We start from the raw sequence: 12,800 nt of genomic DNA, 5'->3' as shown, positions 1-12,800 counted from the left end.
CCATCAATCCAGCAAATCCGCAAACAACGGCGTAGAAAGATACCGCTCCCCGAACGACGGAATGATGACCACGATGGTCTTGCCTGCGTTCTCTGGGCGGTGAGCCACTTTCAACGCCGCCCACGTCGCTGCGCCGGAGGAGATGCCGACCAGCAGGCCTTCTTCGCGTGCCAGTTTGCGGGCGGTGCTGAAGGCATCTTCGTTCTTGACGCGGACGACTTCGTCGTAGATCTGGGTGTTCAGAATCTCCGGTACGAAGCCTGCACCGATGCCCTGGATCGGGTGCGGGCCGCGCTGACCGCCGGAGAGTACGGGCGAGGCATCCGGCTCAACCGCGATGATCTGCACGCCGGGCTTCCTGGCTTTGAGCGCTTCGCCCACGCCGGTGATGGTGCCGCCGGTGCCCACGCCGGAGACGAAGATGTCCACTTGGCCATCGGTGTCGGCCCAGATCTCTTCCGCCGTAGTGGCGCGGTGGATGGCGGGGTTGGCCGGGTTGCCGAATTGTTGCGGAATGAAGTACTTGGGATCGGCGGCGGCCAGCTCATCGGCGCGCTTCACCGCGCCCGACATGCCTTCCGGCCCCGGTGTCAGGATCAGTTCCGCGCCGTAGGCTTTGAGCAGCAGGCGGCGCTCGCGGCTCATGGTCTCGGGCATCACGAAGGCGCTCTTGTAGCCGCGCGCGGCGCACACCATCGCCAGGCCGATGCCGGTGTTACCGGAGGTCGGTTCGAGGATGACGGTGTCCGGCCCGATCTTGCCAGCAGCTTCCGCCGCATCCAGCATGGCGACCGCGATGCGATCCTTCACGCTGTGGGCGGGATTGAAGAATTCCAGCTTGAGCAGGATGCGGGCATGGGCATCCTGACCGACGCGGTTGAGTTGTACCAGCGGTGTGTTGCCAACCAGCTCGGCGACATTCTTGGCGATTTTCATGGCGTGTTTCCTGAGCGATTCGAAGTGGGCAAAACTATAGCGCAGGCGGCGCGCACTGTGGCGAACTTATAGTGCTGTTCTTATTGCTGCCGGTTATGAAGCCAGGTAACTCGAACAACTGGCGGGGCGACTCGATTTAGCCGCTGGCAGCTGGCCGTGGTATCCCGCAGCGAGCGCCTTGGGGTACGATGACACTTCTGGTCGGCAATGATCGAAAGGTGACTCAAGTGCATATCGGTATCCCCAAAGAGATCAAGGCGAATGAACATCGAGTGGCCCTGGTGCCAGCAGGCGTGGCCGCGCTGGTGCTGGCTGGTCATGCTGTGTGGGTGGAGCAGGGCGCGGGGCTCGGCAGTGGCTTTAGCGACGAGCAATTTCAGGCGGCTGGTGCGCAGATCGCGCCGGATGCCGAGGCTGTTTGGGCCGTGGCAGAGCTGATCGTCAAGGTCAAGGAACCGGTCCGTGCTGAATGGCCGCGCATCCGCGCCGGGCAGATCATCTTCACCTACTTCCACTTTGCCGCTGACCGCGAGTTGACCGAAGCGCACCTGGCCTCCGGCGCGACTTGCATCGCCTACGAGACCGTGGCTTTGCCCTCCGGTGAGCTGCCCTTGCTCACGCCGATGTCGGAAGTGGCCGGGCGCATGGCGGTACAGGAAGGTGCGAAATATCTGGAGAAACATCACGGCGGCAGCGGCGTGTTGCTGGGCGGTGTGCCCGGTGTCGCGCCTGCGCATGTGCTGGTGATAGGCGGTGGCGTGGTCGGCAGCAACGCCGCACGCATGGCGGCGGGACTGGGCGCGCGCGTCACCTTGCTGGACATGTCGCTGGAGCGCTTGCGCCATCTTGCCGATGTTCTACCCGCCAACGTGCAGACGCTGTACTCCAATCGCCACACCCTGCTGGAACAGCTCGCCACGGCAGACCTGGTCATCGGCGGCGTGCTCATCCCCGGTGCCGCTGCGCCCAAACTCATCCGCCGCGAAGACTTGCGCCTGATGCGCCCCGGCGCAGTCATCGTCGATGTGGCGGTGGATCAGGGTGGCTGCGTAGCAACCACACGGCCCACCACCCATCAGGAGCCGGTCTATAGCGTGGACGGCATCGTGCATTACGCCGTCGCCAACATGCCCGGCGGCGTGCCGCGCACTTCGACTCTCGCGCTCACCAACGCCACCTTCCCCTATGTGCTGCAACTGGCGAACAAGGGCTGGCAACAAGCGCTGCGCGATAACCCCGCCTTGCGCCAGGGGCTGAACGTGGCTGCAGGGCAGGTGAGCTACCGCGCCGTAGCGGAGGCTTTCGGCCTGCCGCACACAGCGGCGGACGGGTTTCTGTAGCACGGGTGACTGTCATTCCGGCGCAGGCCGGAATCCAGTTGATTTAAGCGCCCGCGCAGCGGATAGCTCAGATGAAGTCCGCTGCGCGGAGTGTTAGTTTTGCTGGATTCCGGCCTACGCCGGAATGACGGAGTCGGCTAAATCAGCACATCCGCCGCGATCAGCGGTGCACCGCGTCCCAACGCCTGACGCAGCAGCGCCAGCCCCCGCCCGGCGGAAAGTTCATCCAGCCATTCCGGTGTCGCGCCGAAACGACGCTCGTAAGCCAGCCGCGCTTCGACGGAGGCAGGAAAACGGTTGAACGGGATTTCTATGCAGTTGACCATGGTGTGCTCCTTGCCCTCAAAAGTCCGGCGTAGCCGGCTCCCGAGGGTGATGGAGCGAGCACGCTTTAGCCGGTATTTATAGTCCGCCCCGGAAAGTTGTCGGTTAAATCCGGCGGATGGAGCGCATCTTAACGATCTTTTTTGTATCTGAAAGGAATGATTCGTTCTATTGATAGCTCAGATTGGAATATGATTTTTGCGTAAAAATGGAATAAGTAAATCAAAAAATATAATTTCACAGAATTAAGCCGCCTTCCTATAGTGCGCTCCATCGCAATTCAGTCAACCCAAGGAGCACACCGTGAAAAGAAGTTTGTTGAGCATCGCCCTGTTGTCCAGCCTGTTTGTCGTTTCGGCGCAAGCCGCCGACGTTTCCCTGCTGAACGTATCCTATGACCCCACCCGCGAGTTGTATCAAGACTACAACGCCGCATTCGCCAAATACTGGAAAGCCAAGACCGGCGACACCGTGACCGTGAAAGCATCGCATGGCGGTTCCGGCAAGCAGGCACGGGCCATCATCGACGGTCTGGAAGCTGACGTGGCGACTTTGGCGCTGGCGGCAGACATCGACGCGCTGCAGGAAAAAGCCAATTTGATCCCGGCCAACTGGCAGACGCGACTGAAGCACAACAGCTCGCCCTACACTTCGACCATCGTCTTTCTGGTGCGCAAGGGCAATCCCAAGGCGGTCAAGGACTGGAACGATCTGGTCAAGCCTGGCATCCAGGTCATCACCCCCAACCCCAAGACCTCCGGCGGCGCGCGCTGGAACTATCTTGCGGCTTGGGGCTACGCGCTGAAGAACAACGGCAACAACGCCGCCAAGGCGCAAGAGTTCGTCACCAAACTTTACGGCAACGTGCCGGTGCTGGATTCCGGCGCACGCGGTTCGACCACCACCTTCGTTGAGCGCGGCATAGGCGACGTGCTGCTGGCCTGGGAGAACGAGGCGTTTCTGGCGATCAAGGAACTGGGCCCTGACAAGTTCGAGATCGTCGTGCCCAGCCTGAGCATCCTGGCTGAGCCGCCCGTCACCGTGGTGGATAAATACGCCGACAAACACGGCACCCGCAAGGTTGCCGAGGCTTATCTGGACTATCTCTACTCGACCGAAGGGCAAGAGATCGCGGCGCAGAACTATTACCGTCCCACCGATGAAAAGGTCGCGGCCAAGTATGCCAAGAACTTCCCCAAGCTGAACCTGATCACCATCGACGGAGCATTCGGCGGCTGGACCAAAGCGCAGAAAGAACACTTCGCCGATGGCGGTGTGTTCGACCGCATCTATACCAAGAAATAGCAGTCAAGGTAGTCATATCACTGTAATGAGGACCTCAGTCGAGGCCCCATCACCTAACAATTTTCCAATTTTATTTTTCAACCAAGGAGTAGCAACATGCAACGCAATAAACTAATTGCAGCCGCACTGGCTGTGGCATTCACCACCCCAGCATGGGCGGAAAGCGCCAATGTCACGGTCTACGGCGTAGCCAACGTCTCGATTGACGCAATCAATATCGGCTCCGGCACGACCACTGCCAATGGGAACGTGCCTGTAAACGGATTTGGTAGCAACAAAGTGTCCAGCAATACCTCGCGTCTAGGGCTGAAGGGCAGCGAAGATCTGGGAGATGGGTTGGCAGCCATCTGGCAGATTGAGTCGCTGGTCTCGCTCGACAATGCCGGAGGATCTCTGGGTACCCGCAACACCTTTGCTGGCTTGAAGAGTGACAGCGCAGGGACCGTGCTGTTGGGACGTCACGACACTCCCTACAATATCTCTACTCGTCGCTTTGATGTCTTTACCGATACCATTGCCGATAATCGCTCCATTCTTGGAGGCGGACGCGCTGTGGCCGCTAATGCAGCACCTAGAGCAGCAGCGGCAACTGTTGGCGCTTCATTTGATAGTCGTCAGCCAGATGTGGCAGCTTACATCAGCCCAAGTCTGAATGGATTCGCCGGTGCGGTGGCTTATGTGGCTGGTGCGGAAGGGCAAACTCTGGCAACTCAGACCAAGGGCGGTGCTTGGTCAGCCGCTGGCTGGTATGCTGGAGATAGTCTGTACGCAAGTCTCGCCTACGAGATCCATACGCTTGGAAATGCAGGTGGCACCTTGGGGAATAATGTAGTGCCCGCCAACACGACGCTCAGCGAAAATGCATGGAAGGCTGGCTTGAGTTACAAACTGGAAGGTCTGACGGCCAGCTTGTCGTACGAGAAAACCAGTGACGACTTTGGTGCAGCCAAGAAAAACTTGTTTGGCCATACAGCATATTACGTGTCCGGTAGGTACGATTTTGGCAGCAACGCCATCAAGCTGGCGTATTCCAAGGCTGGGAAAAATTCGGTCGCTAACACCGGAGCCAACCAGATTTCGGCGGGCTTCGACCATAGCCTGAGCAAGCGAACCACGCTGTATGCTCAATATACGCAATTGAAAAATGATGCCGCAGGTGTGTACACCACATTCTCCGCGACCAACGCAACGGGCTCCCCCGCTGCCTTAACCGTCGCGCAAACCGGATTTGGTGCCAAGCTCTCCGCAGTGCAGTTCGGGCTGAAGCATACCTTCTAACACCATTGCCCCCCGACAAATGGCTCTGATCGACGGGCCAAGCAGCCTTCACGGGGGGCAACACTTTCTACTCTGCTGGGTGCAATACCCGGTTTTCGGGGTTGGCCATTGGTACAGCCCCGTTTTTTCAATAGTCATAAATGAACGGAAGGATCGACATGACAAGCAAGTACATTCTGGCGGCATTACTCGCTGGGGCCATGCAGATCAGTACAGCGGCGGAAGTATCGATACTGAACGCATCTTACGATGTGTCGCGCGAATTCTATAAAAGCTACAACCCTGTTTTCGTTAAGCTGTGGAAACAGAAAAGCGGCGATGATCTCACTATCAACCAGTCGCACGGTGGCTCAAGCAAGCAGGCTCGCGCCGTACTGGAAGGGCTGGAGGCTGATGTGGTGACAATGAATCAGTCCATCGACGTTGATATTTTGGCTGACAAAGGGTTGATTTCTGCCAATTGGGCGGAACGCCTACCGAGTGGCAGCGCTCCGTTTTCGTCCACCTCGGTGTTGCTGGTACGCAAAGGGAACCCCAAGGCGATCAAAACCTGGTCCGATTTGGCCAAGCCGGGCGTGTCGGTCATCATCGCCAATCCCAAAACCTCGGGCAATGGTCGCTACGCCTATTTGGCCGCTTGGGGTTCGGTCATCAAGCAAGGTGGCAAGGTTGAACAGGCAAAAGAACTGGTGACCAAAATATTCGCCAATGTGCCTTTGCTTGAAACGGGTGGTCGCGGCGCAACTACAACCTTTGTGCAGCGTGATATTGGTGATGTGCTGATAACCTTTGAAAACGAAATCGGCCTGATTAAGCAGGAATATGGCGCAGACAAGTTTGATGTGGTGTATCCGCCGCTGAGCATCGTGGCAGACTTGCCGGTGAGTGTGGTCGATAAAGTTGTGGACAAACATGGTACTCGCAAGGTGGCTGAGGCGTATTTGAGCTATCTGTATTCACCGGAGGCTCAGGATATAGCAGCCCAATTTGAGCTGCGTCCGCGCGATGCCAAGGTTGCAAAAAAATACGCTGCTACTTTGCCCACACTCAAGTTATTCACGGTCGATGAAGTTTTCGGGAGCCTGAAGCGGGCTCAGGCAGAGCATTTCAAGGACGGCGGTGTATTCGACCAAATCTACACCCGAAAATAGGCTGGGCATGTCCTCATTACATCGTCTGAATGCCATTCAGAACGAGCTTCGTGAAGTTCTAAGCATTAGCAAGAGCGATATTCAGCTAAATGCGCACGAGTTGGAGATTGGCGAAGAGGTACGAGCCCGATTTATCGGGCTGCAGCTCAGCAGCGTTTTTCAGCCCATCATAGATCTCCGCAAGAGTAAGCCAATAGGATTTGAAGCTTTACTACGCGCACAGAATCTCAAGGCACAAAATGTGACTCCTCAGGAGGCATTTAGGCAGGCCGAAATTGCGGAGCGTCTGGTTAAATTTGACCGCCTGTGCCGAACCTTGCATACCCTCAACTACCTGAACATGGGCATGCGTGACCAGTTGCTGTTTTTGAATGTTCATCCCGATCTGTTGGTAGCGGTTAACTCACACGGAAAAGTTTTTGAGCAGGTGCTGCACAACCATGCGGTACAGACCAGCGATGTGGTGATCGAGATCAACGAGAGCGCTGTTGCTGAGCACGAGTTGTTAAGATTGGCTATCGCCAATTACCGTGAGCGCGGCTATCGAATCGCCATTGATAATTTCGGCAGGGTCCACACCAATCTGGAACGGTTATGGAAGCTAGAACCTGATTTCGTCAAGCTTGATGGGCATCTGATCCAACAGACGGAGCAGAATTCTCGCCTTCAAAGCATTCTGCCAAAACTGGTCGAACTCATTCACGATCTGGGCGGAAAAGTGATTGCTCAAGGTGTCGAGACGCAAGCCCAGATGGAGCTAGTCAGCTACGCCGGTATTGTTTGGGCACAAGGCAATGCGCTGGGCAAGCCAGCACCTGCTTCGGCTTGGGGGAGCGGCTGACGATATTAATTTATGACGAAAGACTTTCCGACTTTGCAGGAGACTTACTTTTCCGATTAGTTCAATCCAGCACTTGTGATGGCGGGTGTGCTACGGTGTCAATCAGGCTGTTCCAGTGACAGTCCAATTAAGCAATTCCGAGAATATTTCCATGACCATTGCTTCATATCCCCCAGTTGTGACGACTCCCACTGAATTATCGAGCAGGCTAGAACTGGATGCTCACGGCATTTTGAATGCGGCAGGTCTGTGTGAGCTATCGGGGTGTACGCTAGACGAATTAGCCTCGATCCAGCATTCTTGGAATGACTTGCCTTCGGATAATTTCCTCAAGGATGGCGGACGCTATCGCCAGCGACGGCATTCCAGTTTCATCGTTACTACAGAGCAAGTTCGGTTAGTGCCGCATCGGCCACATTATCAGCCGCTAGAGTACAACGCCCTACATGGTGGAATGTTACGACTATTTGAGCCGGTTGATGCCAATACCATCGCGCAGCCGGTTTGGAATAAATTATTGCAAGCAATTGCCCGAACTTGCTCTGAGGTAAAAGGGGAGCGTCTGTGGTATGTGGAAGCTCATCAATTTCGCATTGATACTCGTAATGGCATTGGTCGTCCGACACCAGAAGGTGCTCACCGTGATGGAGTTGATTTCGTGGCAATCCTTCTGGTTGCTCGCAATTCAGTTAGTGGTGGAGAAAGCCGCTTGTTTGAAGCGGAAGGGCGATTTGGTCAACGCTTTACGCTAAGTGAGCCATGGACGTTACTGCTGCTAGACGATCAGAAGGTGATACATGAATCTACCCCGATACAACCAACAGCCTTGGGTGGATATCGCGACACCTTGGTATTGACGTATCGCTCAGAAGGTTTTCTAGAACCAAAAAAAGTGGGCACCCAAAGCGGGTGCCCCAAACAGGAGGAGAAATATGAAAGTCATCAACTTCCATGACTACATTCTATGCCGTTTGCTAGATCCATAGAACCAATTGATTATTATATTCTTTCAAGAAAACTAGATATGCCGATGCAGGGTTAATTTTGGTCAGTTAAGGTTGAGATGTGGCTTGATAGACGTAGTAATTCAACCAGTTCGCAAACAGCAGGTTGGCATGACTGCGCCAACGCACTTGGACCGGTTGCTCGGGATCATTGTCGTAAAAATAATTCTCGGGCAAATGGATTTTCAAACCGCGCGCCCGATCACGCGAGTATTCGCCGAGCAGTGTCAGCGGGTCGTATTCGGGATGTCCGGTAACATAGATATGACGGTTATCCTTGCTGCAGACAATATGAACGCCTGCGGCAGCAGAGTTGGCGAGAACTCGCAGTCCATCTACTTTCAGTAAATCATCTAGTCGAATTTCGGTATGGCGCGAGTGAGGCGCAAAGAATGTCTCATCAAAACCATGCAATAGCGGCTGCTCGGGATACAGGCTGCTATGCTCAAATATTCCAAACATCTTGCGTGGCAAGGTGTATTTCTGGATGCCGTGCCGGTGGTATAGCCCAGCCTGCGCGCCCCAGCATAGATGTAAGGTCGATTGTACGTGGCTGTCGGCCCAGTCCAGAATCTGCTTGAGTTCCGGCCAATAATCGACCGCCTCAAAGTCCAGCAACTCCACTGGCGCACCGGTGATGATGAGTCCGTCGAAATGCTGTTCGCGCACCTCGTCGAAGGTCTGGTAATGGTTCAGCAGATGTTCGACGGCGACGTTCTTGGCCTCATAGCTGGCTGTGCGCAACAGCACCACCTCCACTTGCAGCGGCGTGTTGCCGAGCAAGCGCAGCAACTGTGTCTCGGTGGCGATCTTGGTCGGCATCAGGTTGAGGATGGCGACGCGCAGGGTGCGGATGTCCTGATGCTGCGCGCGTTCGTCGTCGATGACGAACACATTTTCGTTCAACAAAGTGGCGTAAGCCGGAAGGGTCTTGGGGATCTTGATCGGCATGGCATGGACCTGTTTGCTTGAGTCATGGCTGAATGACTACTGACGAACTCGGGCCGAACGGCTGTGTTTCCGTTCGGCCCGAGCAGCGGATGCGGTTCCTATCAAGCGGCGTTCAACGCCTGATCCAGATCCCACAGGATGTCGCTGATGTCTTCGATGCCGACGGACAGACGCACGAAGTCGGGCGACACGCCGGCGCTGGCCTGCTGTTCTGGCGTGAGCTGGCTGTGCGTGGTGCTGGCCGGATGGATGGCCAGGCTCTTGGCATCGCCGACGTTGGCGACATGACTGAACAGTTGCAGGTTATCGATGAACTTTTTGCCTGCTTCCGCTCCGCCCTTCACGCCGAAGCCCAGAATCGCACCTGCGCCCTTAGGGAAATACTTTTTGGCGCGTTGGTGGTCGGGATGGCTCTTCAAGCCGGGGTACTTCACCCAGCTCACTTTGGGATGGTTCTCCAGGAACTCGGCGACGACCTGGGCGTTTTGCACATGGCGGTCGATGCGCAGCGATAGCGTCTCCAGCCCCTGCAGGGTCTGCCAGCTATTGAACGGCGATTGCGATGCGCCGATGTCGCGCAAGACGTGGATGCGCGCCTTGATGATGAACGGCGGCAAGCCCGCATCCTTCAGGCTGGAATACACCAGGCCGTGGTAGGAGGGATCGGGTTCGTTGAAATTCTTGAAGCGCGGATTGGTCCAGTCGAAATTGTTGCCATCCACGATGACCCCGCCAATGCTGGTGCCATGACCGCCGATGAACTTGGTCGTGCTTTCCACCACGATATTCGCTCCCCACTCCAGCGGACGGAACAGATACGGCGTCGCCAGCGTATTGTCGATCACCAGCGGGATGCCATGCTTCTTGGCGATGGCCGCGACTTCCTCAATGGGGAACACGGCGATGTCCGGGTTACCCAACGATTCGCCGTAAATCAGCTTGGTGTTAGGACGAATCGCTTTCTCGAATGCAGACGGATCTGTCGGATCAACGAAGGTGACTTCGATGCCCAGCTTGGGCAGCGTGTAGGCGAACTGATTGTACGTGCCGCCATACAGCCGGCTGGACGAGACGATATGGTCGCCCGCATTCGCCAGCGCAAAAATGGCCTGTGCCTGCGCCGCATGGCCGGAACTGGCCGCCAGCCCCGCCGCGCCGCCTTCGAGGTCGGCGATGCGTTGCTCCAGCACATCGTTAGTCGGATTGTTCAGGCGGGTGTAGATATTGCCCAGCTCCTTCAGCGCGAACAAATTGGCCGCATGTTCGGTGTCTCGGAATTGGTAGCTGGTGGTCTGATGGATAGGTACAGCACGGCTGCCGGTCTGATCCGGCTTGTAGCCTGCGTGCAGTTGGCGGGTAGCGAAACCATATTTATGCTCGGCGGTGGACACTGCGTGCTCCTTTGCGGGTTGGGTCGGTTTGGATTTGGGTGTTTCGGGTTGAAAAGTCTTTTTGATCAGTTCGACAGCAGAATCAATGATGGTCATGTCAGTTCCCTAGTGGTTGAAATGGTGAGGCACTGTAAGGGTGTCGTCATTGAATGCGAACCAAGTTTTCTTCACTTCTAAAACACGGAATTGACTAAGCAAGGCACGGCAATTTCTGGGGGATCGCGCGGTTGAGAAAATCAGAAATTCGGGAATGGATATAAGGATTTCTTGGTTTGTGGCTTGATGGCTAAAGCCTACACTGCCGCAACTTGCTTACACCTCATCAACTTGATACTAGGAGTTCAGATGCCTGCATCTAAAGCGCAATTCATCGTTGCATCAGCACATTCGTTAGCTTCTGATGTGACGGAATCCCAAGCAGTCACGGCGAAAGAGTTATTGGCGCGAGCACGAACAGTGGGAGCCCCGGAGGGCTTTCATTTTTCGGGAGTCGTAACACCGCGCCAAGCGTGGGCGCTGTTTGAGGCTGGGTTGGTCGAGCTGATCGATGTTCGCACGCAAGAGGAGCTTAATTCTGTCGGCTATGTGCCAAGGGCGCAGCATGTTGCGTGGGCTACGGGGCCGCGCATGGTAAGGAATCCGCATTTCCTCGATCAACTTAGTGTCAAGGTTGCCAAGGATTCGGTGATCTTATTCCTGTGTCGCAGCGGCAAGCGCTCTCAGGCTGCTGCTGAGGCTGCCAGCCATGCTGGGTTCGAGCATGTTTTTAATATCGCAGAAGGCTTCGAAGGTGAGTCAGTAGCCGGGCAGTCTGGCACCGTCGGTGGCTGGCGCAGTTACGACTTACCTTGGTCGAATGGATCGATTCACAATTAAGGAGAAGATAGATGTCACATTGGTTTGAAGATAACTCTCAGTCTATTGGGGCGACACCCTTGGTGCGTCTGAATCGCGTCATCGACGGTGCCAAGGCTACCGTGTTAGCCAAAATCGAGGGGCGTAACCCCGCATATTCGGTGAAATGTCGTATCGGTGCTGCAATGATTAACGATGCCGAGAAGCGTGGCTTGTTGGGCCCCGGCAAAGAGCTGATTGAACCGACTAGTGGTAATACCGGAATCGCGCTGGCCTTTGTTGCTGCGGCTCGGGGGATACCGCTGACCCTGACTATGCCCGAGACCATGAGTTTGGAGCGACGCAAATTGCTGGTGGTGCTTGGAGCAAAATTGGTATTGACTGAAGGTTCTAGAGGGATGAGCGGTGCAATCGCCAAAGCCAAAGAAATTGCCGAATCTGACCCCAAGTACGTATTGCTGCAGCAGTTTGAAAATCCATCCAATCCGGCCATTCATGAGGCTACGACTGGTCCGGAGATTTGGGATGCGACTGACGGTAATGTGGATATCTTTGTTTCCGGTGTAGGCACCGGAGGAACCATTACGGGCGTATCGCGTTACTTCAAAAAGTTGCGCGGCAAGCAGATCCATTCCGTCGCAGTTGAGCCTTCGGCGAGCCCAGTGCTTACTCAAAAACGTGCAGGTTTGGAGCTAAAGCCTGGCCCGCACAAGATTCAAGGTATCGGTGCTGGTTTTGTACCGGGAAATCTGGATTTGAGTCTGGTGGATGATGTTGAGCAGGTAAGCAATGAGGATGCCGTGTTGTATGCGCGCCGCTTGTCGCGTGAAGAGGGCATTCTGTCGGGCATCTCCAGCGGCGCGGCTGTTGCTGTTGCGGCGCGTTTTGCTCAGCGTCCGGAAAATGAAGGTAAGACCATCGTGGTTGTGTTGCCTGATTCGGGGGAGCGTTACCTCAGTTCAGTTTTGTTTGAAGGTCTGTTTGATGCCAGTGGCATCGCCATATGAGGGGAGTGAAAACCTTCGCTGCCTTGCTCGGCATAGCGATAAAACTCATAAATAAAGCAGAACGAATTGGTTCTCTCCCGATAGGCCGATTGATACAGTGACAGTCGTGACATATGCAGCAAGAGTGAAAATGACGAGCAATACCTCACAGGAAACAAGATTGCTGGCGTTGCGCGAGATAGAGCGCGCCTTGGGTGAAATCCAGTTCGGCTCGCTTGAGATTACGCTGCACGAGGGGCGGGTGACGCAGATTGAGCGGCGCGAGAGAACGCGGCTCATCCCGGATCGCCCGATCGCGCAGGTTAAGGCGCGATGATGCGCGGGCAACAGCAGCTTCGGTTTCCACTCCTCCATTTTCTTTGACCTAGAGCGGCGCCCTTTGTGGTGGTCGCCACCATTTCAGCAGTACTGCCGACC

At 55.7% G+C, this 12,800-nt stretch carries 13 protein-coding genes; 9 read left to right on the top strand and 4 right to left on the bottom strand.

Annotated features, from left to right (window positions below; genetic code table 11):
* Window positions 1-3: 3 nt before the first annotated feature.
* Entirely contained in the window at window positions 4-936 is a 933-nt protein-coding gene (cysK, locus tag DM08_RS04995; protein WP_035383536.1) for a cysteine synthase A, read from the bottom strand.
* A gap of 218 nt (window positions 937-1,154) precedes the next feature.
* On the opposite strand from cysK (DM08_RS04995), the gene ald reads away from it, so the two are divergent.
* Window positions 1,155-2,276 carry an alanine dehydrogenase gene (ald, locus tag DM08_RS04990; protein WP_343282972.1) on the top strand — a complete coding sequence of 374 codons (1,122 nt, stop codon included), beginning with the start codon at window positions 1,155-1,157 and terminating at the stop codon, window positions 2,274-2,276.
* Window positions 2,277-2,413: 137 nt separating this feature from the next.
* On the opposite strand, the gene DM08_RS04985 is transcribed toward ald, so the two are convergent.
* On the bottom strand, window positions 2,414-2,602 hold the full coding sequence (locus tag DM08_RS04985) for a hypothetical protein (protein WP_035383535.1): 189 nt from the start codon (window positions 2,600-2,602) through the stop codon (window positions 2,414-2,416).
* A gap of 301 nt (window positions 2,603-2,903) precedes the next feature.
* On the opposite strand from DM08_RS04985, the gene DM08_RS04980 reads away from it, so the two are divergent.
* From DM08_RS04980 to DM08_RS12495, 5 genes are all read left to right on the top strand, one after another.
* A complete protein-coding gene (locus tag DM08_RS04980; RefSeq protein ID WP_035383534.1) occupies window positions 2,904-3,905 on the top strand; it encodes a sulfate ABC transporter substrate-binding protein in 1,002 nt (333 codons plus the stop codon).
* Between the two features lie 96 nt (window positions 3,906-4,001).
* Window positions 4,002-5,183: a porin gene (locus tag DM08_RS04975; RefSeq protein WP_035383533.1), complete on the top strand. Its 1,182-nt coding sequence runs from the start codon at window positions 4,002-4,004 to the stop codon at window positions 5,181-5,183.
* A gap of 158 nt (window positions 5,184-5,341) precedes the next feature.
* Window positions 5,342-6,334, top strand: coding sequence for a sulfate ABC transporter substrate-binding protein (locus tag DM08_RS04970; protein ID WP_035383532.1), 993 nt, complete (start codon window positions 5,342-5,344; stop codon window positions 6,332-6,334).
* Between the two features lie 7 nt (window positions 6,335-6,341).
* The gene (locus tag DM08_RS04965; RefSeq protein WP_035383531.1) at window positions 6,342-7,175 is read left to right on the top strand and encodes an EAL domain-containing protein; all 834 of its coding nucleotides are present in this window, start codon (window positions 6,342-6,344) and stop codon (window positions 7,173-7,175) included.
* Between the two features lie 151 nt (window positions 7,176-7,326).
* A complete protein-coding gene (locus DM08_RS12495) occupies window positions 7,327-8,130 on the top strand; it encodes a 2OG-Fe dioxygenase family protein (RefSeq protein WP_081908776.1) in 804 nt (267 codons plus the stop codon).
* Window positions 8,131-8,227: 97 nt separating this feature from the next.
* On the opposite strand, the gene metA is transcribed toward DM08_RS12495, so the two are convergent.
* Together metA and DM08_RS04950 are read right to left on the bottom strand one after the other, a co-directional pair.
* Window positions 8,228-9,130: a homoserine O-acetyltransferase MetA gene (gene metA, locus DM08_RS04955; protein WP_035383529.1), complete on the bottom strand. Its 903-nt coding sequence runs from the start codon at window positions 9,128-9,130 to the stop codon at window positions 8,228-8,230.
* Between the two features lie 101 nt (window positions 9,131-9,231).
* Window positions 9,232-10,617 (bottom strand): O-acetylhomoserine aminocarboxypropyltransferase/cysteine synthase family protein, encoded by a 1,386-nt coding sequence (locus DM08_RS04950; protein WP_081908775.1) that lies wholly within the window; start codon window positions 10,615-10,617, stop codon window positions 9,232-9,234.
* Between the two features lie 249 nt (window positions 10,618-10,866).
* Here DM08_RS04950 and DM08_RS04945 point away from each other — a divergent pair, with 249 nt between their 5' ends.
* The 3 genes from DM08_RS04945 to DM08_RS12490 all read left to right on the top strand — a co-directional run bounded on the left by DM08_RS04945 (window position 10,867) and on the right by DM08_RS12490 (window position 12,699).
* Window positions 10,867-11,397, top strand: a complete 531-nt coding sequence (locus DM08_RS04945; RefSeq protein WP_081908786.1) for a rhodanese-like domain-containing protein — start codon at window positions 10,867-10,869, stop codon at window positions 11,395-11,397.
* A gap of 11 nt (window positions 11,398-11,408) precedes the next feature.
* The gene (cysK, locus tag DM08_RS04940) at window positions 11,409-12,383 is read left to right on the top strand and encodes a cysteine synthase A (protein WP_035383528.1); all 975 of its coding nucleotides are present in this window, start codon (window positions 11,409-11,411) and stop codon (window positions 12,381-12,383) included.
* A gap of 130 nt (window positions 12,384-12,513) precedes the next feature.
* Entirely contained in the window at window positions 12,514-12,699 is a 186-nt protein-coding gene (locus tag DM08_RS12490; protein WP_081908774.1) for a YezD family protein, read from the top strand.
* Window positions 12,700-12,800 lie beyond the last annotated feature (101 nt).

This window comes from Ferriphaselus sp. R-1 (assembly GCF_000746095.1).
In the GTDB taxonomy this organism is placed as follows: domain Bacteria; phylum Pseudomonadota; class Gammaproteobacteria; order Burkholderiales; family Gallionellaceae; genus Ferriphaselus.
The sequence above is the reverse complement of the archived record's forward strand: the minus strand, read 5'-3'. Positions and strand labels throughout refer to the sequence as shown.

Bases quoted from the DNA above. Each gene is read 5' to 3' on its own strand.
- cysK (WP_035383528.1), top strand. From the start codon at position 11,409: ATGTCACATTGGTTTGAAGATAACTCTCAGTCTATTGGGGCGACACCC.
- DM08_RS04965 (WP_035383531.1), top strand. From the start codon at position 6,342: ATGTCCTCATTACATCGTCTGAATGCCATTCAGAACGAGCTTCGTGAA.
- DM08_RS04985 (WP_035383535.1), bottom strand. From the start codon at position 2,602: ATGGTCAACTGCATAGAAATCCCGTTCAACCGTTTTCCTGCCTCCGTC.
- DM08_RS12490 (WP_081908774.1), top strand. From the start codon at position 12,514: ATGACGAGCAATACCTCACAGGAAACAAGATTGCTGGCGTTGCGCGAG.
- metA (WP_035383529.1), bottom strand. From the start codon at position 9,130: ATGCCGATCAAGATCCCCAAGACCCTTCCGGCTTACGCCACTTTGTTG.
- cysK (WP_035383536.1), bottom strand. From the start codon at position 936: ATGAAAATCGCCAAGAATGTCGCCGAGCTGGTTGGCAACACACCGCTG.
- DM08_RS04970 (WP_035383532.1), top strand. From the start codon at position 5,342: ATGACAAGCAAGTACATTCTGGCGGCATTACTCGCTGGGGCCATGCAG.
- DM08_RS04975 (WP_035383533.1), top strand. From the start codon at position 4,002: ATGCAACGCAATAAACTAATTGCAGCCGCACTGGCTGTGGCATTCACC.
- DM08_RS12495 (WP_081908776.1), top strand. From the start codon at position 7,327: ATGACCATTGCTTCATATCCCCCAGTTGTGACGACTCCCACTGAATTA.
- DM08_RS04945 (WP_081908786.1), top strand. From the start codon at position 10,867: ATGCCTGCATCTAAAGCGCAATTCATCGTTGCATCAGCACATTCGTTA.
- DM08_RS04950 (WP_081908775.1), bottom strand. From the start codon at position 10,617: ATGACCATCATTGATTCTGCTGTCGAACTGATCAAAAAGACTTTTCAA.